This is a genomic window from Pseudorhodobacter antarcticus, assembly GCF_900110135.1.
GTDB classification, from domain to species: Bacteria; Pseudomonadota; Alphaproteobacteria; order Rhodobacterales; family Rhodobacteraceae; genus Pseudorhodobacter; species Pseudorhodobacter antarcticus.
In genome coordinates this window covers 1-19,643 of record NZ_FOCO01000004.1, presented here as the reverse complement: position 1 = coordinate 19,643, position 19,643 = coordinate 1, and the positions used below count along the sequence as shown (strand labels likewise).

Sequence of the window (19,643 nt, the reverse complement as noted above, 5' to 3'; positions counted from 1 at the left end):
TGCTAGACCATCCGCAACGTATTTTTGGGAGAGTTGATATGACCGAGGGAAATGGGGCAGCGCCCGCAGCGGCGGCACCTGAGCAAGTGAAAATGCAGGTTTTGGGGCAGTTCATGCGCGATCTGTCGTTTGAAAATGCGGTGGCGCAGCGCGGGATGCAGGGCAGCGATGTGCAGCCCGACACGCAAGTTGCGGTAAGTTTGGACGCGCGCAAGCGGTCGGCGGACCACCAGTTTGAAGTGATCACCAAGTTCAAGATCACATCGAAAAACAAAGTGAACGGCGAAGTGCTGTTCGTGGTGGAGCTGGATTACGGCGGGATTTTCCATGTGGAAGGTGTGCCAGAGGACCAGATGCATCCGTTTTTGCTGATCGAATGTCCGCGCATGTTGTTCCCCTTTGTGCGCCGGATTATTTCGGACGTGACGCGGGATGGTGGCTTTCCACCGTTGAACATCGACACCGTGGACTTTTTGGCCCTGTATCGCGCGGAGTTGGCGCGGCGGGTGGAAGAGCAGAAAGAGGCCGCGCCTGTGGCGTAAGGTCATTGATATCTTTGAGAAAGGCCGGGTTTGCGCCCGGCCTTTTTTATTGGCGTTTGGCCCAGATCGCGCTGTCACCCAATTTGGTGATGAAACTTTGATGGGCGTCCGTTTCGGCCTGCGTTAGGCGGGTTGGCAGCGGCGCGGGACGGGGTTTTGGCCGCCAATCGGTGGAAGTGTCGGTGTCGCTGCTGCGCGTGTTGGTTGGGGCGAGGGCGAAATCGGGTTGGCGGCCGCCGATGAGTTCCAAGTAAACCTCGGCTAAAATCTCTGAATCCAGCAGCGCGCCGTGTTTTTCGCGGCCCGAATTGTCGACGCCGAAACGGCGGCAGAGGGCATCGAGGGAGGCAGGCGAGCCGGGGAATTTTTTGCGCGCCATTTGCACGGTATCAAGCGCCTGGGTCATCGGCAATTTGGGCAAGTTCACGAGGCCAAGTTCGTGGTTGAGAAATTTCATATCGAAGCTGGCGTTGTGGATGATCATCAGATCGGGGCCGATGAAATCGAGGAAGGATTGCGCGATGTCGCGAAACAGGGGTTTATCGCGCAGGAAATCATCGCCCAACCCATGCACCTCAAACGCGGCTTTGGGCATGGTGCGTTGGGGGTTGATGTATTGGTGAAAGGTGCGGCCCGTGGGCATGTGGTTGAAAAGTTCCACCGCGCCGATTTCGACGATGCGGTCGCCTTCGGTCGGTTCAAAGCCTGTGGTTTCGGTATCGAGGACGATTTCACGCATAAAGCTGCTTTCGGATATAGGCGATGAGGGCAGTTACGCAGGCGCAGGCGGCGATTATATCAAGCGTTTCAATGATATGGGTGGCGCGTTTGCGTTTTTCCGCATCAGGCATTTGGCGGGCGAGGATGGTTTGGAAATGTGCATCGGTCATGCCGGGGCGGGCGAGGACGCGGGATTTTTGCAAGGCGGGGGGAGCGGTGACGAGGAGGGTGGCGTTTAGGGTGGTTTCGGTTTGGTTTTCGAACAGGAGGGGGATGTCGAGGAGGGCGATGTCAGTTTTGGTGGCTTTGAGAAATTGCGCGCGGTCGATTGCGACGAGGGGGTGGACGATGGATTCGATGCTGGGCAGGGCCGTGGGATCGGCGGCGATGATGGATTTTAGGGTTTGGCGGTCGATTTGGCCGTTTATGGCCGCGTGGGGCCAGATTGCGGTGAGGGGGGCAACGGCGGCCCCGCCCATGGCGTAAAGGCGATGGACGGCGGCGTCGGCGTCCCACACGGGGATGCCTGCATCTGCGAACATCGCAGCGGTGGTGGATTTGCCCATGCCGATGGAGCCTGTGAGGCCAAGGAGATAGGGCATTTACAGCCCCATGACCGTATCGCGGGTTTCCTCGTCCACATCGGGGCGGTGGCCGAACCAACGCTCGAACCCCGGGGCGGCTTGGTGGAGGAGCATCCCTAGCCCATCAACCGTGGTGCAGCCAGCATTGGCAGCGGCGGTGAGAAATTCGGTTTGGATGGGGGTGTAGACGAGGTCGTTGACCACGGCCTTTGGGTTGATCTGCGCCAGCGAGACGTTGAATTCAGGTTTGGAGATCATGCCAAGGGAGGTGGTGTTGATGACGGTGGCAGCGTCGTGGAGGTTGTGGGCGGATTGGACCCAATCGACCACCGTTATTTTTGCGCCAAAATCGGTGCGCAGAGCATCGGCGCGGGCGCGGGTGCGGTTGGCGAGGCGGATTTCGGGGACGCCCACCTCTATTAACGCGGCGATAACGGCGCGGGCGGCACCGCCTGCGCCGAACACCATGGCGGGGCCGGATTTTGGATCCCAATGCGGGGCGTTTTGGCGCAGGTTGGCCATGAAGCCCGCGCCATCGGTGTTATCGGCATGGATTTTACCATCGGCACGGAAAATGAGGGTGTTGGCGGCCCCGATCAACGCGGCGCGGTCGGTGACCACATCGGCAAGGGCCAGCACGGTTTCCTTGTGCGGCAAGGTGACGTTGCAGCCGACAAAGCCCATTTTCGGCAGCATGTGGAGGGCTTGCGGCAGGTCAGCTTGGGCCACGTCCATCGGGATGTAATGCCCCTTGATGCCGTAACGTTTTAGCCAGTAATTGTGCAGGATGGGCGAGCGGCTGTGCGCGATGGGCGAGCCGATAACGCCTGCAAGCGGAATGCGCGGATGGTCGATCATGTGTCTATGAACCCCCTTATTCGTAGATACCCCAAGAGGGGCAAAAGGGGAAGCCCGAGGACGGTGAAATGATCGCCGTCAATTTTGGAGAACAGCCGGATGCCTTCGTGTTCCACCAGATAGCAGCCTGCGGAGTGGCGGATGGTTTGCCAGTTGCGGGTGACGTAGGCGGCCAGCCAAGCATCGGAAAAATCATGCATGGTGAGGCGGGCGCGGCCAGTGTGACGCCATACGGGTTCGCCCCCGTGGTAGGCGACGATGGCGGACAGGAGTTGATGGGTTTGGCCGCGCAACTGGGTGAGTTGGGCGATGGCATCATCTGGGGTATCGGGTTTGCCGAAAGATTGACCCTTGAATTCGAGGATTTGATCGCAGCCCATGGTGAAAGCATCGGGGTGTTTGTCGGCCACTTTGCGGGCCTTCATTTCGGCCAACAGGTCGGCGATGTCATGGGGTTTTGCGCCATCGGTGGTAAGGCTGTTGCGGATTGCGGATTCGTCAATCCGGGCGGGGGCCGACGTGATGGTGAGGCCCGCGGCATGCAGCATTTGGAGGCGGGTGGCAGAAGCGGAGGCCAAGATGAGGGGTGGGTGCATGTGCGCAGTCCTGTGGAAAATCTTGATATGTTCCGGTTTACGGGAATGGGGGTAAGCCGAGCTTGGCACGTTGGTGTGGGTAAGGGGGATGTTTTGTCAAGGATGGGGGGGAGATATCCACCTGTGGGCGGCGGAATTTTTGAGGGCGGGATAAGGGGATAAAGGGGGTGGGGCGTTGATGGAATGAGGGCGCCGTTTTGGGTGTTAGTAATATGATAATTATGGGTTATTTAGGTTTTTAGCAGATCATCCCATGAGATACGCACAGGGGGGTGGTTGTGTACAAGTTGGGGGGTAAGTGAAGATATCCTGATATCCATAGGGCCATCTATTACTTCATCTTTCTATATATATTCTATTATTAAGAAGAAGAGCAGCAAGGGAATTGGACGATGGGGTTTTTGGCGGATGTGTATCTTTGGGTGAAGGCGCTGCATGTGATGGCGGTGATGTCATGGATGGCGGGGCTGTTTTATTTGCCAAGATTGTTTGTGTACCATGCGGAGAAGGTGCAGGTGGGGGAGCCCACGGATGTTTTGTTTCAGACGATGGAAATGAAGCTGCTGCGGTTGATTATGAACCCGTCGATGATTGTGACATGGGTGGCGGGGCTGGCGCTGGTGATGACGCCGGGGGTGGTGGATTGGTCGATGGTGTGGCCCTGGGCGAAGGCGGGGGCGGTGCTGGCGATGACATGGTTCCATATGTGGCTGGCGGGGCGGCGGCGGGAATTTGCGGCGGGAGAGAATGTGCTGACGGGGCGCAGGTATCGGTTGATGAATGAGGTGCCGACAGTTTTGATGGTGGTGATTGTGCTGGCGGTAATTGTGAAGTTTTGAGGGAATAATTGACAAATTGGGAAGGTTGGCTTAAGTGGCAGTCAGCTGGGCCGTCCGGTCTGTGATGCTGTTCCCCTTTTGCGACTGATGCTGCAGCCCGTGTGTGGGCTGTGGGCCAAGGATGATGTTTCCCATGAATGATGATGTTTTGATCGCAGCCGATGATGTGCAGCGCCTGAATTTAGCGGATTTGAAGGCGAAAACGCCTGCGGATTTGTTGGCGATGGCCGAAGAATGGGATGTTGAAAACGCCCCGTCGATGCGCAAAGGGGAGATGATGTTTTCCCTGTTGAAGGAGCATGCGGAAGAGGGTTGGGAAATTGGCGGCGACGGGGTGCTGGAGGTTGTGCAGGATGGGTTTGGGTTCTTACGCTCGCCCTCTGCGAACTATTTGCCGGGGCCGGATGATATTTACGTTTCGCCAGAGATGATTCGGCAGTTTTCGTTGCGCACAGGCGATTCGATTGAAGGTGTGATTGCGGCCCCGCGTGAGACGGAGCGGTATTTCAGCATGACGAAGGTCACGCGGATTAATTTTGATGATCCGGAAAAGGCGCGGCACAAGGTGCATTTTGACAACTTGACGCCGTTGTATCCGGATGAGCGGTTTAAGATGGAAGTGGATGACCCGACGTTGAAGGACCGATCAGCGCGGATTATTGATTTGGTGGCCCCGATTGGCAAAGGCCAGCGTGGGTTGATTGTGGCGCCGCCGCGCACGGGTAAAACGGTGTTGTTGCAAAATATTGCCCATTCGATCGCCACGAATCACCCCGAGTGTTATTTGATTGTGCTGTTGATTGACGAGCGGCCGGAAGAAGTGACGGACATGCAGCGGACGGTTAAGGGCGAAGTTGTCGCCTCGACGTTTGATGAGCCTGCGACGCGGCACGTGGCGGTGGCGGAGATGGTGATTGAGAAGGCCAAGCGGTTGGTGGAGCATAAGCGGGATGTTGTGATCTTGCTGGACAGCATCACCCGGTTGGGGCGTGCGTTTAACACGGTTGTGCCATCATCGGGCAAGGTGTTGACCGGGGGCGTGGATGCCAATGCGTTGCAGCGGCCGAAGCGGTTTTTCGGGGCGGCGCGCAATATTGAAGAGGGTGGGTCGTTGACGATTATTGCGACGGCGCTGATTGATACGGGCAGCCGGATGGACGAAGTGATCTTTGAAGAATTCAAAGGCACGGGCAACTCGGAAATCGTGTTGGACCGTAAGGTGGCCGATAAGCGTGTGTTCCCGGCGATGGATATTTTGAAATCTGGCACCCGAAAGGAAGATTTGTTGGTCGATAAGATTGATCTGCAAAAAACTTATGTGCTACGGCGGATTTTGAACCCGATGGGGACGACGGATGCGATTGAGTTCCTGATTTCCAAGCTGAAACAGACCAAATCGAATTCTGATTTCTTTGATTCCATGAACAGCTGACGGTTTCTGATCCGGAGGATTGGCGATGTTAGAGACTATATTTGCGCTTGCCTCGGGGACGGGGAAGGCTGGGGTGGCTGTTGTGCGACTGTCTGGGCCGCGCGCGCATGACGCGTTGGGGCGCATGGCATCGGTGCCAGAGGTGCGGCGGGCGTCTGTGCGGCGGTTGCAATGGCAAGGCGTGGTTTTGGACGAAGCGCTGGTGTTGGTGTTTGCGCAAGGTGCCAGTTTTACCGGCGAGGACTGTGTGGAGCTGCATCTGCATGGGGGGCGGGCCGTTGTGCAGGCGGTGTTGGTTGCACTTTCAGAAATGCCAGGTTTGCGGATGGCGGAGGCTGGGGAGTTTACCCGGCGCGCGTTGGAAAACGGGTGTTTGGATCTGACGCAGGTGGAGGGGCTTGCGGATTTGATTGACGCCGAGACGGAAGCGCAGCGGGTGCAATCGTTGCGGGTGCTGTCTGGTGCAATTGGGGCGAAGGTTGAGGTTTGGCGGCGCGCGCTGATTAGGGCTGGCGCGCTGTTGGAGGCCACGATTGATTTTGTGGACGAGGATGTGCCGGTTGATGTGATGCCGGAGGTGCGTGAGATCCTTGGTGGGTTGATTGTGGCGTTTCGGGCGGAGGTTGAGGGGGCGAAGCGTGCGGAGCGGGTGCGCGACGGGTTTGAGGTGGCGATTGTTGGGCGGCCCAATGCGGGAAAATCAACGCTTTTGAATGCTTTTGCGGGAAGAAAAGCCGCCATTACGTCAGAGATTGCGGGAACCACGCGTGATGTGATTGAAGTTCGGATGGACCTTGGTGGGTTGGCTGTGACGTTTTTGGACACGGCGGGGATTCGCAAAACCACAGATATTGTTGAAGCCTTGGGTGTTGATCTGGCGATTGAGCGGGCTGTGGCAGCGGATATTCGCGTGTTTTTGTTGGATGCAGAGGGGCCATTCGAAGGCATTGCCGTGCGACCGGGCGATTTGCTGGTTCAGGGGAAAGCGGATATGATCGCGAATGGGGCGGAATTTGCGGTATCTGGTTTGACGGGTGTAGGCGTGTCTGATCTGTTGGGGCGGATATCTGACGGGCTGTCGCTGCGGTCTGTTGGTGATGGCGTGCTGACGCGCGAGCGGCACAGGATTGCAGTAGTGAAGGCCCTGGCGGCGCTGGAGTTGGCGCAGCGTGAGGTTGAGAGCGAATTTGCGGTAGTTGAGATTGCTGCAGAAGAATTGCGGGCGGCTGCGCGTGCGCTGGATGTTTTGTTGGGGCGAATTGATGTAGAGGTTTTGTTGGGAGAAATCTTTTCAAGTTTCTGTATCGGAAAATAGGGACGTTTCACGTGAAACATTTTGATGTCGTTGTTGTTGGTGGTGGGCATGCAGGCTGTGAGGCTGCGGCTGCATCGGCACGCATGGGGGCAAAAACGGCGCTGCTGACCCTGCAAAAAGCGGGTTTGGGCATGATGTCGTGCAACCCGGCCATTGGTGGATTGGGAAAGGGGCATCTGGTTCGCGAGATTGATGCGTTTGACGGGTTGATGGGGGTTGCGGGCGATAAGGCGGGAATACAATTTCGGCTGTTGAATCGCAGCAAAGGGCCGGCGGTGCAGGGGCCGCGCACGCAAGCGGATCGAAAACTGTACAAAAGTGCCATTCAAGACTTGATCGCAGCGCAGCCGAATTTGACGGTGATCGAAGGTGAAGTTGTTGATTTCATTCGGCATGGGCAAGCAGTAACGGGTGCTGTTTTGGCCGATGGCAGCGAGATACAGGCGCGTGCTATTGTTTTGACAGCGGGGACGTTTTTGAATGGTGTTATCCATGTTGGCGACAAGCGGACATCGGGCGGCCGGGTGGGTGAATTGCCGTCAATCCGGCTGGCGGACCGGCTAGTGGCCTTTAATTTGCCGCGGGGACGTCTGAAAACGGGCACGCCGCCACGGCTGGATGGATCAACGATCAACTGGGCGCACCTGGAGTTGCAACACGCAGATGAGCAGCCGACGATGTTGTCGTTTTTGAACGATCAGCCGCAGGCCCGCCAGATTGGTTGCGGTATTACGGAAACCAATCAGCGGACGCATGATATAGTGCGCGAAAATTTGGAACGTTCGGCGATGTATGGCGGGCATGTGGTTGGTGTGGGTCCGCGATATTGCCCATCTATAGAGGATAAGATCGTTCGGTTTGCGGACAAAACATCGCATCAGGTGTTTTTGGAGCCGGAGGGGCTGGATGACACGACGGTGTATCCGAATGGGATATCGACGTCGCTGCCCGCTGAGGTTCAGACGGCTTATGTGCGCTCAATTCGGGGGTTGGAAAATACGGTTATCTTGCAGCCTGGGTACGCGATTGAATATGACTTTTTTGATCCACGCTGTTTGACGCCGAGCTTGGCGGTGAAAGGGTTTGATGGGCTGTTTTTTGCCGGGCAAATCAATGGAACCACAGGTTATGAAGAGGCCGCGGCGCAGGGGTTGGTCGCTGGACTGAATGCAGCGGCGATGGCATTGGGGCGTGCGGAGGTGCTGTTTACGCGGACGTCGAGTTATATCGGCGTGATGGTGGATGACTTGATTTCGCGGGGGGTGACGGAGCCCTATCGGATGTTTACGTCGCGGGCGGAGTACCGATTAATTTTGAGGGCAGATAATGCGGACCAGCGACTGACCCCGCAAGCGATTGCGCTGGGATGTGTTGGTGAAGCGCGCCGTCGTCGATTCGAAGAAAAAGCGGAGCTGTTGGCGCGTTACAAATCGGAATTGGAAGAAAAAACCTATACCTCAAATCAGTTGGCGGGATTTGGGTTTAAAGTTCGTCAGGATGGCGCGCGGCGCACAGCATTTGGTGCGCTGTCGCAATTAGACACACCTTATCAGGAGGTTGCGCTGCGGCTTTTTGATTTCCCCCAGATGCCTGAGGCGGTTTTGGCCCAGCTGTGGCGGGAATCGCTGTATTCAAATTATGCTGATCGTCAGTCAGCCGAGGCCGAAAACCTGAAGCGGGATGAGGATTTGCGGATTCCGGCCGATTTCGATTATGCAGTCTTGCCTGGGTTGTCGGGGGAGCTGCGTGCGAAATTGACTCAGCACAGGCCAAGTACGATCGCGCAAGCCGGTCGAATTGAGGGGATGACGCCTGCAGCACTTGTGTTGGTCTTGTCGCGGATTCGATCACGGCAAACACAAAGGGTGGCGCGCTGATGGCGGGTTTTGATGTGTCCCAAGTCCTTGGGTTTGATGTTTCACGTGAAACAGAAGAGCGATTGTTGCGCTTTTCGGATTTGATAAAAAAATGGAACCCGGCGATTAACTTAGTTTCAAAGTCGAGTGTTGCGGATATTTGGGATCGCCACATTGTGGATTCGGCGCAGATTTTTCCAATGCTGCCTGTGGAAGCGAAGCAGTGTTTGGACATAGGAAGCGGCGCTGGTTTGCCAGGCCTTGTCCTCGCCATTCTGTCGCATGAATTGAGCGCAGATCGACATTTTTCATTGGTTGAATCCGACCAGCGTAAATGCGTTTTCTTGCGGGAGGTAGCGCGTGCCATAGGTCTTGATGTAACCGTAATTTCAGACCGGATTGAGAAATTGCCCCCCCACAGCGCAGACGTCATTTCTGCCCGTGCCTTAGCGCCATTGTCGAAACTTGTGGCGCACGCAGCCTATCATTTGCGCCCAGACGGCGTTTGTTTTTTTCCAAAGGGCGAGATGTATTTGCAAGAGCTTGACGTAGCAAGAATGGCATTTTCTTTTGAATATGAAGTGCTTAACAGCAAGACAGACCTAAAAGGTGCGATTTTGAAGATTTATGGGATTGAAAATGTCTGAATTTCTTTTTCATGGCGCACCGCGAATCATGGCTTTGGCGAACCAAAAAGGCGGAGTTGCGAAGACGACGACCACCATAAACTTGGCGGCGGGGCTTGCGGAGTTGGGTGCGAAAGTTCTTGTGGTAGACCTTGACCCGCAAGGAAACGCGTCAACAGGTCTTGGCATTGAGGTCGCTCAACGCAGCCTGACGACATATGATTTGATGGTTGACGAGTCGCCGTTGGACTTGGTTATTCACGATACAGGCATAGTTGGTGTCTCAATTTGTCCTGCAAACTCTGATTTATCTTCGGCTGATATGGAGCTGATTGCGAATGAGAAGCGGAGCCACCTTTTGCACGATGCGTTGCGTCAGCCAGCAATGGATGCTTTTGGTTTTGATTTTATACTGATTGATTGCCCACCATCGCTTAGCTTGCTGACTGTGAACGCGCTTGTGGCCAGTCATTCGGTTTTGATTCCGCTGCAAAGCGAGTTTTTTGCGTTGGAAGGGCTGTCACAATTGATGTTGACCATTCGTGAGGTGCGACAAACTGCGAACAGTGAACTGCGTATCGAAGGCGTTTTGTTAACGATGTACGATAAAAGAAACAACCTTGCCCAATTGGTTGAGGCGGATGCACGCGAAAATTTGGGCGAGCTTGTGTTTGAAACGATGATTCCCCGGAATGTTCGGATAAGTGAGGCGCCATCCTATGCGTTGCCTGTTCTTGCGTATGATTCAGCGTCAAAGGGTTCAGAAGCGTATCGCGCCCTTTCACTTGAAATTGCCCGGCGTTATGGTGTTGACAGCAAATTGCAGGAAAGCGGTGTCTGATGGAAAAGAAACAAGAGCGTCGCGGGTTGGGTCGGGGGCTTTCCGCGCTGATGGCGGATATAAATGTGACGGCTGATCAAGGCGCAATCACGCCCGAAAGCCGCCGCTTGGGGCAAGTGATTGCTGTTGAAAAGATTTTTCCGAATCCAAACCAGCCTCGGCGTGATTTTACTGCCGCCGCCTTGGATGATCTTGCAGCATCTATTCGCCAAAAAGGCGTGTTGCAGCCTTTGATTGTGCGTCCGATTGCGGGAACGGACAGGTTTGAAATCGTTGCTGGCGAACGACGTTGGCGTGCAGCGCAGATGGCGCAATTGCACAGCTTGCCGGTGGTCGTTCGTGATTTCGATGATACCGAAGTGTTGGAAGTGGCCATAATTGAAAATATTCAGCGGGCTGATCTTAATGCCATTGAGGAAGCAACGGGATTTCGCCATTTGATGGACCAGTTCGGTCATACGCAGGAAAAAATCGCAGAAGCGCTGTCCAAAAGCCGTAGCCATGTCGCTAATATGCTACGCCTTTTGAGCCTTCCTGATGACGTGCAGTGCCTCATTCGTGACGGAAAGCTGTCAGCTGGTCACGCGAGGGCGCTGATCACAACATCTAACCCATCCGTTTTGGCAAAAGCCGTTGTCGAGAAAGGCTTGACTGTCAGAGAGACCGAAGCTTTGGCGAAAGAAACCTCGTCCACACCGCCGCGTGTTAAGTCGGGGGGCGGTGGCGTGCGTTATGAGAAGGATGCGGATACGCGCGCACTTGAAGCTGATCTTTCCGCAAATTTGAAGATGGGCGTCATCATTAGTCACGAACGAGGCGGTGACAGCGGAATATTGTCTATTCGGTATAACACATTGGAAGATCTAGATAATTTGTGCCAAACATTGTCCATGATGGATCGGGATTAAGTCTAGTGTTGCTTTACTTGTTATGGGTCCATTAAGGTATCAATAACAGAATTAAGGACCATCCGCCCTTTTTGCGTAACGAAAAGACGGTTGTTTTTTCGAGCTGTGATTGCGATGGCTTCAAGATGCAGCAGTTTTTCTTCGTCGATGCGACTGCCTGTCAATCCATAGTATCGATTTAGGTCGATGCCATTATCGCGGCGCAGGCCCATCATTAGATACTCTACCCCCTGGTCAGATCGAGAAATAATGTTTCTTCTCTCTGGTAGGGTGCCGGTTTTGATTGCGTTTAGCCACGCATATGGATTTGAAATAGCTTCAGATCCATAGCGCGTACCGTTAAGTGTAAGCCTGCCGTGTGCGCCTGGTCCAATCCCAATATAATCGCCAGCATCCCAATAAATGCAATTATGCTGTGAAATCTGGCTACTTTTAGCATAGTTAGAGACTTCATAGCTGTCAAAGCCAGCGGCGGCAGTCATTTCTTGTGTTGCGATATACATATCAGCGCCAAGGTCTTCGTTCGGCAAGCCGCGCAGCAGCCCTCTTTTGAAGCGGTCACCGAACGCGGTGCCTTCTTCGATGGTCAATTGGTAAAGTGAAAGGTGGCTTCCCGCCATCTCAAGCGCTTCTTTTAATTCGACGCGCCAATTGGCAAGGGTTTGGCTTTGACGCGCATAAATCAGATCAAAGCTGACGCGGTCAAAGTTCGCATGTGCTACGTCGACAGCTTTTCGTGCCTCTGCAACACTGTGGAGCCGTCCCAAAGCTTTTAGGTCCGCATCGTTCAACGCCTGGACCCCTACAGAAACGCGATTAACGCCCGCATCACGATAACTCCGGAACCGCCCTGCCTCTACCGAACTTGGGTTTGCCTCCATTGTGATTTCAATGTCATTTGCCAATGTCCAAGTGTTGCGGATTTTCTCTATGACCTTATGCACCAGATCGGGTGACATAAGAGAGGGCGTGCCGCCGCCAAAAAATACTGATTGCAAAAGGCGGCCTTTGGTTTCCATACCGAGGCGGTCTAGTTCGGATATATAGGCCGTTGCCCATTGATTTTGGTCAATATGAGCGGAAACATGGCTGTTAAAGTCGCAGTACGGGCACTTTGATTGGCAAAATGGCCAGTGCAGGTACAAACCAAAGCCACCAGTTTTCCAATCCTCATCCACGAGCTGTTTCACGTGAAACACCCGGCAACAAGCTTTCGAAAGGCATCGGCGCGATGGCTGATGTTGTTTTTCAATTCTGGTGCCATTTGAGCGAACGTAAGGTCGTACCCGTCTGGTTTGAAAATGGGGTCATAGCCATGGCCCATAGTGCCGCGCATGGGCCATACCACGGCGCCGGGCATCACGCCTTCAAACACTTCATCGTGGCCATCCGGCCAAGCCAAAACCAGGGTGCAACGAAATTGAGCGCAACGGGGATAGGGCGCTTCGATGGCTTCCAGTTCCGCCCATGTCCGCTTCATCGCAATCTCAAAATCACGCCCTGCCGGCGTCTCAGCCCAATCTGCGGTGTAAACACCCGGCGCGCCGCTTAATGCGTCAACGCTGATTCCAGAGTCATCGGCCAAAGTAACAAATCCTGTGGCGCGCGCTGCGGTGTGCGCTTTGATGCGGGCATTGCCGACAAAGTTATCTTCCGTTTCGTCAGGCTCTGGCAAACCAAGCGACGCTGCCGAAATAACGTTAAGATCAAATGCGGCCAACAGCTGTGATATCTCCGTCAGTTTCCCGGCGTTATGTGTGGCGACCAGCAGAGTTTTCTCGGTAAACTGCCGCATCTCTTATACCAGCGCCAATTTTTGTGCTGCCACCAGTTCTGTGCAACCAAGTTCTGCCAAATCCATCAATTGGCCCATGTCCACCCGCGAAAAGCTGGCCCCCTCCGCGGACATCTGCACTTCGATCAAGCGTGCGCCACCGGTCAGGATAAAATTGGCGTCGGTCCCCGCGTTCGAATCCTCGGCATAGTCCAGATCCAGCACGGGTTGGCCTGCATAAATTCCGCAAGACACCGCAACCACATGATCCAAGATTGGGTCAGACGTCACTATGCCCGCCTTAATTAGCTTGTTTACGGCCAAACGAAGCGCGACCCAGCCCCCGGTGATCGCAGCGCACCGCGTCCCGCCATCGGCTTGCAGCACGTCACAATCAATCACAATTTGCCGTTCCCCCAGTGCGCGCCGGTCTACACCCGCCCGCAAAGCGCGCCCAATAAGGCGTTGAATTTCTTGTGTCCGCCCAGACTGTTTGCCAGCCGCCGCTTCCCTGCGGTTGCGGGTGTTGGTCGCACGCGGCAGCATCCCATATTCCGCCGTGACCCAGCCTTGCCCCGTATTTTTCAAAAATGATGGTGCTTTGTCTTCTATCGACGCGGAACACAGCACATGCGTATCGCCCATCTTGATCAGGCAAGACCCTTCTGCGTGCTTCATGACGCCGGTTTCGATGGAAACGCTGCGCATTTGGTCTAGGTGTCTTGCTGATGGTCGCATGGGATGCTCCTTAATTCTGTGTCATGCACAATTACCCGCCCTGTGGATAAGGATGCAAGCGTCATTGACGAATGTGTGCCAGTCTCCTTAGTGTACCTTGCCCTTTGGAAGCAGAGATATGACCGATCCAAAACACCGTGCTGCCCTGATGTCCGACATGAACCAGCGCTCGCGCGAGGTGTTTCGGCTTGTTGTCGAAGGGTATCTGGCGTCGGGCGATCCTGTTGGCTCGCGCACCCTGACCCGCACAATGTCTGAGAAGATCAGCGCGGCCACCATCCGCAACGTTATGCAGGATTTAGAACATCTTGGGCTTTTGGGCAGCCCACACACATCATCTGGGCGTATTCCCACTCAAATTGGCCTGCGCTTGTTCGTGGACGGTGTGCTGGAAGTGGGGGAGGTCGCGTCAGAAGACCGCAATTTGATTGATGCCACGTTGGGCGACAATCAAACCGGTGTGGCCAGCCTTTTGGACCGTGTCGGTCAAACGCTGTCGGGCATCACGCAAGGCGCCAGCTTGGTCCTGACGCCAAAACATGAAGCACCGATCAAGCATATCGAATTTGTCAGCCTTAGCGCGGACCGCGCGCTGGTCGTTTTGGTGTTTGCTGACAATCATGTGGAAAACCGTGTTTTCACCCCACCCCCCGGTCAAACCCCGTCGTCGATGCGGGAAGCGGCGAATTTTTTGAACGCGCTGGCCGAGGGGAAAACCCTGTCAGAACTGCGCAAATCCGTGACAGCCGAGATTAAAACCCGCCGGCAGGAAATTGACCGTTTGGCGCGGGAGTTGGTTGAAACCGGCCTTGCCGATTGGCAAAACGCGGGTGAACAAAGCGAGCGTTTGATCGTGCGCGGCCGTGCCAATCTGCTGGATGGCAGTACCGAGGCGTTGGACTTTGAGCGCATCCGCCATTTGTTCGATGATCTGGAACGCAAACGTGACATCGCCGAATTTCTGGAGCTGACCGAGGACGGCGAGGGCGTGCGCATTTTTATTGGCTCTGAAAACAAGTTGTTCTCACTTTCGGGGTCGTCTCTGGTCGTTTCCCCCTATATGAACGCTGATCGAAAGATCATTGGTGCTGTGGGTGTGATTGGCCCGACGCGGTTGAATTATGGCCGCATCGTTCCCATCGTTGATTATACGGCCCAACTTGTCGGTCGGTTGATTTCGGACCGATCGCGGGGATAAGCCAAGATGAGTGACAAAAGGAAAGACGACGACATGGCCCAAGAACAAGCAGGAAACCCAGAAATGAACGACGCGGATTTGGATATGTCCGAATTTGGCGGGGCGGCTTCGGCCGAAATGGACGCCCTGCGCGCAGAGCGTGATGATTTTCGCGATCGGTTTATGCGTGCGCTGGCCGATGCTGAAAACGCCCGCAAGCGGGGTGATCGCGATCGCCGTGAGGCGGAGCAATATGGCGGATCCAAATTGGCGCGTGATTTGCTGCCCGTTTATGACAACTTGCGCCGCGCGCTGGACACTGCCACCGATCAACACCGGGCCGAGGCGCCAGCGTTGATCACGGGCGTGGAATTGACCTTGCGCGAACTTCTGAGCGTGATGACAAAGCATAATATGACACCGATTATCCCTTCGATTGGGGAACAGTTTGATCCGCAGATGCACCAAGCGATGTTTGAGGCCCCGGTTCAGGGCACCAAAGCGGGTCAGATCATTCAGGTGATGACCGAAGGGTTCTTGCTGCATGACCGATTGCTGCGGCCTGCGCAGGTTGGCGTATCCTCCTCGACCAGCTAAGCGATTAAAATTGGGGGTCGCGGCCCCCAATTACGGCGCTTTCAGCTTGGCTTTCAGGTCATAGATCAGGCGCAGTGCCTCCATCGGGGTCAGTTGATCTGGCAGAATGTCACGCAGCGCCGTTTCCACCTCGGACGCTTTGGTTGGTTTCACGGGTGTGGGGGCGGTCACGCGAAATAGGGGCAAATCGTCGATCAGCGCCCGCTGTTTGCCGCCCTCCCGCTCGCCTTTTTCCAACGCCTCCAGCACCACGCGGGCTCGGTCTGTCACGGCATCGGGCAGGCCCGCCAGTTTCGCAACTTGCACACCATAGGATCGGTCCGCCGCCCCTTTGCGCACTTCATGCAGAAAAATCACGTCACCTTCCCATTCCTTTACCGTGACGGTCGCGTTTTCCACCCCGGCCAGCTTGCCCGCCAGCGATGTCATTTCATGGTAATGCGTGGCAAACAGCGCGCGGCATTGGTTTTTATCGTGCAGATATTCCAGCGTGGCCCAGGCAATCGACAGCCCATCATAAGTGGCCGTGCCTCGCCCGATTTCGTCCAGAATAACCAAAGCGCGCGAATCGGCTTGGTGCAAAATTGCTGCCGTTTCCACCATTTCCACCATAAAGGTGGACCGTCCGCGCGCCAAATCATCGGCAGCGCCCACCCGGCTGAACAATTGGCTGACCAGCCCGATATGGGCCGTTTTGGCAGGAACAAAGCTGCCCGCCTGCGCCAGCAGTGCGATAATGGCGTTTTGGCGCAAGAACGTGGATTTACCCGCCATGTTTGGCCCTGTTAGCAACCAAATTGCTGCTGTACCATCAGCCGTGATATCGCAATCATTGGCGACAAAGGACGCGCTGCCTTGTTTGCGCAATGCGCGTTCCACAACCGGGTGACGGCCGCCCGTAATGGCAAAGGCACGGCTGTTGTCCACGATGGGTGCGGCCCAGTTTTCTTCGGCTGCAAGGTCTGCAAAGCTGGCGGCAAGATCCACCTCGGCAATCGCGCGGGCGGTGGCCGACAGGGTGGCGGCATGGGCCAAAATATGCGCTTTTAAGGTCGCATAGTGACGTTTTTCAATCTCCAACGTCAGGTTGCCCGCGTTCAGAATTTTGGTTTCCATTTCTGACAATGGCACGGTGGTGAACCGCACTTGCCCCGCTGTTGTTTGGCGGTGGATGAAGGTTTCGGACAGGGGTGCGGACAGCATTTTTTCTGCATGGGTTGTGGTGACATCCACGAAATAGCCCAGCACATTGTTGTGCTTGATTTTTAGCGCTGTGATGCCTGTCAGGGTGATGTAATCGGCCTGCATGGCGGCGATCACCGCGCGCCCATCATCGCGCAGTTTGCGCGCGTCATCCAGGTCGGGGTCGTATCCGGGGGCGATAAAGCCGCCGTCCCGCGCCAAAAGGGGCGGTTCGGCAACCAAAGCCGCATCCAGCAGGGCGTGCAGGTCGGTGTGGCCTGTAAGGTCGGCAGCGGCGCGTTGCAGCAGGGTGGGGCCTTTGCCTCCGATCTGGTCAGACAAGCGTTGCGATTGTTCCAGTCCCGACCGAATTGCCGTTAAATCACGCGGGCCGCCCCGGTCCAGCGCAAGGCGGGATAGGGCGCGGTCGATGTCGGGGCAGCGGCGCAGGGCATCGCGCAGATCAACACGAAAACGGCTCTGTTCCAGCAGAAAAGCTACTGTATCCAATCGCGATTGGATCACGTTCAGGTCGCGGGACGGGGCGGACAGGCGGCGTTCCAGCAGGCGACCGCCCGCCGCTGTCAGGGTTTTGTCCACCGCCGCCAGCAGCGACCCATCCTTGCCACCCGACAGTGCCGCGGTGATTTCAAGGTTGCGGCGGGTCGATGCGTCGATTTGCACCGAACCGCCCGGATCTTCTTTTATCGGGGGGCGCAGCAGGGGCAGGTTGCCGCGTTGGGTCAGGTCCAGATAATCGACCAGCGCGCCCATGGCGGACACTTCGGCGCGGTCAAACTGGCCAAACCCCTCCAGCGACGAGACGCCGAACAGATCGCACAGCTTGCGGTCCGCGCCTGTGCTGTCAAAGCTGGACTGCGCCAGACGGGTTAGGGAAGGCCCATCATCCAAGCCCAAATCGAACCCATCCGCGACCAGCAATTCCTTTGGGGCAAGGCGCGCGAGTTCTGGGCCAAGGCGCACGGCAGGGCAGGGCATTACCCGAAATTCACCAGTGGAAATATCACACCATGCCAGGGCGCAAACGTCTCTAACCTCGGCAAAAGCGGCCAGAAAGTTATGGCGGCGGGCGTCTAGCAGCGTGTCCTCGGTCAGGGTGCCGGGGGTGACAAGGCGCACCACATCGCGGGCCACAATAGATTTGCCGCCGCGCTTTTTCGCCGCGGCCGGGTCCTCCATCTGTTCGGCAATTGCGACGCGGAACCCTTTGCGAATCAGGGTTAGCAAGTAGCCTTCGGCGGCATGGACGGGCACACCGCACATGGCGATATCTTCACCCAGATGTTTGCCGCGCTTGGTCAGCGCGATGTCGAGGGCGGCGGCGGCGTTGACCGCATCGTCAAAAAACATCTCATAAAAATCGCCCATGCGGTAAAACAGCAGGGCATCGCGGTTGCGGTCCTTGATTTCCAGATATTGCGCCATCATGGGCGTGACGGTTTCTGTGTTCAAAATGGACCCCCTGGTTGCGCCCCGACCCTACAAAACCAAGGCGAGGGGCGAAAGGGGTTTTGGCTTGCCCGTGAAAACTGGTGCCCCAAGACGGTAGTTGTATTCCCGTTACAGGCACTTCTTCAGGTGGTAGTACCAGCAAAACAAGGGGTAGCGTGGTGGACCACCCGGCGTCAATAGGCACCAGATGGTCTACGGAATGGTCTACGGTGGCTCATGCAGCCCCTCAGCGGGCCTTTGAGACCCTCTTCGGTCCCCGGGGTCTGTGTGCAGTATCAACTAGACTTGGTCCTGCAGCGTCCGTTCTGTCACCCCTGTGGGTCTGTTGAGGTGACGGGGGAGAATACCATGAGCCGTGTATAGATATAGCCTGTGACATTTTTACCCCCAAAAGCAACCCGATGCATCAGGCCGCCAAAGCCATGACTTCGTTAATCTCACCAGTAGGAGGCTCTGATACTTTCCCTCGAACTACTGCGGCGACACCTGAGTTCCATGGAGAGATGAGACAGTAACGGTCAGCTGCTTGAGAGATTGTGCAGTAGCTTCGGCACCCCCTAGGGAACAGGTGCTTCTTGTCAGGGTTTGGGCGTATCAGTGCTGGCATTGTTAGGATTTGTCGGACCCTTGGACAGTTCCCACTTCTGGCAAGCTGAACGACCTCTTCGATGTATCCAAGACGTTGAAACGGCGGCATTGAGTATAGCGTCTCAGCCATTCTAGCGGCCAGTTCGAACACCTCGTGTTGCTTGCGTTTCTCGTCAGGACTATTGGTCGCGTTCACAGGCTGTTTTTTCCTTTGATCTCGTTGCGCACTGAGTTTGCGGCAGCTGGGCGAACAGAACTTCTTGTTACTGCGGAATGGGAATTCGTCACCGCAATGAGGGCATGTGATGGAAGCGGGGATATTGGACATGGATTGCTTTCTTTGAGGATTGCTCCTCAGCTGCGGCATATCTATGCGCGACAAAGCACCCATCCCGGTTGGGCGGAGCAGTTGGCCGTATGACTGAAGAGGAAGGTGAGAAACGCAAAAGCGTCATCAGTACCTTTAGGAGGGACACCTAGGCTTAAACCTAAGATTGAGCATCTGTGGAAAGATCGACCTACTGATGATCAGCTCAAGCTATCGCTACAGAATATGTCGGTGCGATGCTCAGGAAACGTGAGAGCATTGCTCACTCTCGAAGACCCTGAGTGAAAAGGAGGTGACAAGACCCATTGAAGTACCTCACCACGACAAAACCCATAGAGTGTTGATTTCCACTTAGAAGTGAGCCGGTTTATCGAATAATTTCCACTGAGAATTGAGCCATGCGACCCTTCCCCCAGCGCGCTGCGCCACGGGGAGCAATGGAGTGATACACATGGGACTTTTGAACATAATCCGACGCATGTCTTTGCGCGAGAAGCTATCGATCCGGGAGATTTCGCGCCGGACTGGTTTGTCGCGCAACACGATTACGAAGCATTTGAACGCGGGCACGATTGAGCCGCAGTTCACGACGCCAGATCGGCAGAGCAAGCTTGATCTTTTTGCTGATAAATTGGCCGGATGGCTAAAAACTGAAGCTGGGAAGTCGCG

At 55.6% G+C, this 19,643-nt stretch carries 19 protein-coding genes; 11 read left to right on the top strand and 8 right to left on the bottom strand.

What is annotated here, in order from left to right:
- Positions 1-38 precede the first annotated feature (38 nt).
- The gene (secB, locus tag BMY36_RS02655; RefSeq protein WP_050518059.1) at positions 39-542 is read left to right on the top strand and encodes a protein-export chaperone SecB; all 504 of its coding nucleotides are present in this window, start codon (positions 39-41) and stop codon (positions 540-542) included.
- Between the two features lie 46 nt (positions 543-588).
- Here the strand turns inward: secB and dnaQ are convergent, their stop codons facing one another.
- Genes dnaQ through BMY36_RS02635 form a run of 4 tightly spaced genes read right to left on the bottom strand, consistent with a single transcriptional unit; the run spans position 589 to position 3,300 of the window.
- Entirely contained in the window at positions 589-1,281 is a 693-nt protein-coding gene (dnaQ, locus tag BMY36_RS02650) for a DNA polymerase III subunit epsilon (RefSeq protein ID WP_050518060.1), read from the bottom strand.
- Entirely contained in the window at positions 1,274-1,864 is a 591-nt protein-coding gene (gene coaE / locus BMY36_RS02645; protein ID WP_050518061.1) for a dephospho-CoA kinase, read from the bottom strand. Before coaE ends, dnaQ begins: the two co-directional genes overlap by 8 nt.
- Entirely contained in the window at positions 1,865-2,704 is an 840-nt protein-coding gene (locus BMY36_RS02640; protein ID WP_050518062.1) for a shikimate dehydrogenase, read from the bottom strand.
- A complete protein-coding gene (locus BMY36_RS02635) occupies positions 2,701-3,300 on the bottom strand; it encodes a Maf family protein (RefSeq protein ID WP_050518063.1) in 600 nt (199 codons plus the stop codon). The genes BMY36_RS02640 and BMY36_RS02635 overlap by 4 nt, the downstream gene beginning before the upstream one ends.
- Positions 3,301-3,692: 392 nt before the next feature.
- On the opposite strand from BMY36_RS02635, the gene hemJ reads away from it, so the two are divergent.
- The 7 genes from hemJ to BMY36_RS02600 all read left to right on the top strand — a co-directional run bounded on the left by hemJ (position 3,693) and on the right by BMY36_RS02600 (position 11,117).
- On the top strand, positions 3,693-4,139 hold the full coding sequence (gene hemJ / locus BMY36_RS02630; RefSeq protein WP_050518064.1) for a protoporphyrinogen oxidase HemJ: 447 nt from the start codon (positions 3,693-3,695) through the stop codon (positions 4,137-4,139).
- 133 nt (positions 4,140-4,272) lie between these two features.
- A complete protein-coding gene (gene rho, locus BMY36_RS02625; protein ID WP_050518065.1) occupies positions 4,273-5,571 on the top strand; it encodes a transcription termination factor Rho in 1,299 nt (432 codons plus the stop codon).
- A gap of 25 nt (positions 5,572-5,596) precedes the next feature.
- Positions 5,597-6,886 (top strand): tRNA uridine-5-carboxymethylaminomethyl(34) synthesis GTPase MnmE, encoded by a 1,290-nt coding sequence (gene mnmE, locus BMY36_RS02620; protein ID WP_050518066.1) that lies wholly within the window; start codon positions 5,597-5,599, stop codon positions 6,884-6,886.
- A gap of 11 nt (positions 6,887-6,897) precedes the next feature.
- A complete protein-coding gene (mnmG, locus tag BMY36_RS02615) occupies positions 6,898-8,763 on the top strand; it encodes a tRNA uridine-5-carboxymethylaminomethyl(34) synthesis enzyme MnmG (RefSeq protein ID WP_050518067.1) in 1,866 nt (621 codons plus the stop codon).
- Positions 8,763-9,389 carry a 16S rRNA (guanine(527)-N(7))-methyltransferase RsmG gene (gene rsmG / locus BMY36_RS02610; protein WP_050518068.1) on the top strand — a complete coding sequence of 209 codons (627 nt, stop codon included), beginning with the start codon at positions 8,763-8,765 and terminating at the stop codon, positions 9,387-9,389. The genes mnmG and rsmG overlap by 1 nt, the downstream gene beginning before the upstream one ends.
- A complete protein-coding gene (locus BMY36_RS02605) occupies positions 9,382-10,209 on the top strand; it encodes a ParA family protein (protein WP_050518096.1) in 828 nt (275 codons plus the stop codon). The genes rsmG and BMY36_RS02605 overlap by 8 nt, the downstream gene beginning before the upstream one ends.
- Entirely contained in the window at positions 10,209-11,117 is a 909-nt protein-coding gene (locus tag BMY36_RS02600; protein WP_050518069.1) for a ParB/RepB/Spo0J family partition protein, read from the top strand. Before BMY36_RS02605 ends, BMY36_RS02600 begins: the two co-directional genes overlap by 1 nt.
- A 20-nt stretch (positions 11,118-11,137) precedes the next feature.
- On the opposite strand, the gene hemW is transcribed toward BMY36_RS02600, so the two are convergent.
- From hemW to rph, 3 genes are read right to left on the bottom strand one after another with little or no spacing between them, the layout of a single operon-like run.
- Complete coding sequence (gene hemW / locus BMY36_RS02595) at positions 11,138-12,307, bottom strand: radical SAM family heme chaperone HemW (RefSeq protein ID WP_231579633.1); 1,170 nt, start codon at positions 12,305-12,307, stop codon at positions 11,138-11,140.
- A complete protein-coding gene (gene rdgB / locus BMY36_RS02590) occupies positions 12,304-12,912 on the bottom strand; it encodes an RdgB/HAM1 family non-canonical purine NTP pyrophosphatase (RefSeq protein WP_050518070.1) in 609 nt (202 codons plus the stop codon). The genes hemW and rdgB overlap by 4 nt, the downstream gene beginning before the upstream one ends.
- Before the next feature lie 3 nt (positions 12,913-12,915).
- Positions 12,916-13,629 carry a ribonuclease PH gene (gene rph, locus BMY36_RS02585; protein ID WP_050518071.1) on the bottom strand — a complete coding sequence of 238 codons (714 nt, stop codon included), beginning with the start codon at positions 13,627-13,629 and terminating at the stop codon, positions 12,916-12,918.
- A gap of 118 nt (positions 13,630-13,747) precedes the next feature.
- Here rph and hrcA point away from each other — a divergent pair, with 118 nt between their 5' ends.
- Positions 13,748-14,827, top strand: a complete 1,080-nt coding sequence (hrcA, locus tag BMY36_RS02580; protein WP_050518072.1) for a heat-inducible transcriptional repressor HrcA — start codon at positions 13,748-13,750, stop codon at positions 14,825-14,827.
- Positions 14,828-14,833: 6 nt separating this feature from the next.
- Entirely contained in the window at positions 14,834-15,403 is a 570-nt protein-coding gene (locus tag BMY36_RS02575) for a nucleotide exchange factor GrpE (RefSeq protein WP_050518073.1), read from the top strand.
- Positions 15,404-15,433: 30 nt separating this feature from the next.
- Here BMY36_RS02575 and mutS read toward each other — a convergent pair whose 3' ends face one another.
- Entirely contained in the window at positions 15,434-18,034 is a 2,601-nt protein-coding gene (gene mutS / locus BMY36_RS02570; RefSeq protein WP_050518074.1) for a DNA mismatch repair protein MutS, read from the bottom strand.
- Between the two features lie 1,382 nt (positions 18,035-19,416).
- Between mutS and BMY36_RS02565 the strand changes: the two genes are divergently transcribed.
- Positions 19,417-19,643 (top strand): winged helix-turn-helix transcriptional regulator (locus BMY36_RS02565; RefSeq protein ID WP_139193912.1); only part of this gene is annotated, 227 nt, incomplete at its 3' end.

Excerpts from the sequence above, each read along its gene's own strand:
- secB (WP_050518059.1), top strand. The coding sequence starts at position 39 with ATGACCGAGGGAAATGGGGCAGCGCCCGCAGCGGCGGCACCTGAGCAA.
- dnaQ (WP_050518060.1), bottom strand. The coding sequence starts at position 1,281 with ATGCGTGAAATCGTCCTCGATACCGAAACCACAGGCTTTGAACCGACC.
- coaE (WP_050518061.1), bottom strand. The coding sequence starts at position 1,864 with ATGCCCTATCTCCTTGGCCTCACAGGCTCCATCGGCATGGGCAAATCC.
- BMY36_RS02640 (WP_050518062.1), bottom strand. The coding sequence starts at position 2,704 with ATGATCGACCATCCGCGCATTCCGCTTGCAGGCGTTATCGGCTCGCCC.
- BMY36_RS02635 (WP_050518063.1), bottom strand. The coding sequence starts at position 3,300 with ATGCACCCACCCCTCATCTTGGCCTCCGCTTCTGCCACCCGCCTCCAA.
- hemJ (WP_050518064.1), top strand. The coding sequence starts at position 3,693 with ATGGGGTTTTTGGCGGATGTGTATCTTTGGGTGAAGGCGCTGCATGTG.
- rho (WP_050518065.1), top strand. The coding sequence starts at position 4,273 with ATGAATGATGATGTTTTGATCGCAGCCGATGATGTGCAGCGCCTGAAT.
- mnmE (WP_050518066.1), top strand. The coding sequence starts at position 5,597 with ATGTTAGAGACTATATTTGCGCTTGCCTCGGGGACGGGGAAGGCTGGG.
- rsmG (WP_050518068.1), top strand. The coding sequence starts at position 8,763 with ATGGCGGGTTTTGATGTGTCCCAAGTCCTTGGGTTTGATGTTTCACGT.
- BMY36_RS02605 (WP_050518096.1), top strand. The coding sequence starts at position 9,382 with ATGTCTGAATTTCTTTTTCATGGCGCACCGCGAATCATGGCTTTGGCG.
- BMY36_RS02600 (WP_050518069.1), top strand. The coding sequence starts at position 10,209 with ATGGAAAAGAAACAAGAGCGTCGCGGGTTGGGTCGGGGGCTTTCCGCG.
- rdgB (WP_050518070.1), bottom strand. The coding sequence starts at position 12,912 with ATGCGGCAGTTTACCGAGAAAACTCTGCTGGTCGCCACACATAACGCC.
- rph (WP_050518071.1), bottom strand. The coding sequence starts at position 13,629 with ATGCGACCATCAGCAAGACACCTAGACCAAATGCGCAGCGTTTCCATC.
- hrcA (WP_050518072.1), top strand. The coding sequence starts at position 13,748 with ATGACCGATCCAAAACACCGTGCTGCCCTGATGTCCGACATGAACCAG.
- BMY36_RS02575 (WP_050518073.1), top strand. The coding sequence starts at position 14,834 with ATGAGTGACAAAAGGAAAGACGACGACATGGCCCAAGAACAAGCAGGA.
- mutS (WP_050518074.1), bottom strand. The coding sequence starts at position 18,034 with ATGATGGCGCAATATCTGGAAATCAAGGACCGCAACCGCGATGCCCTG.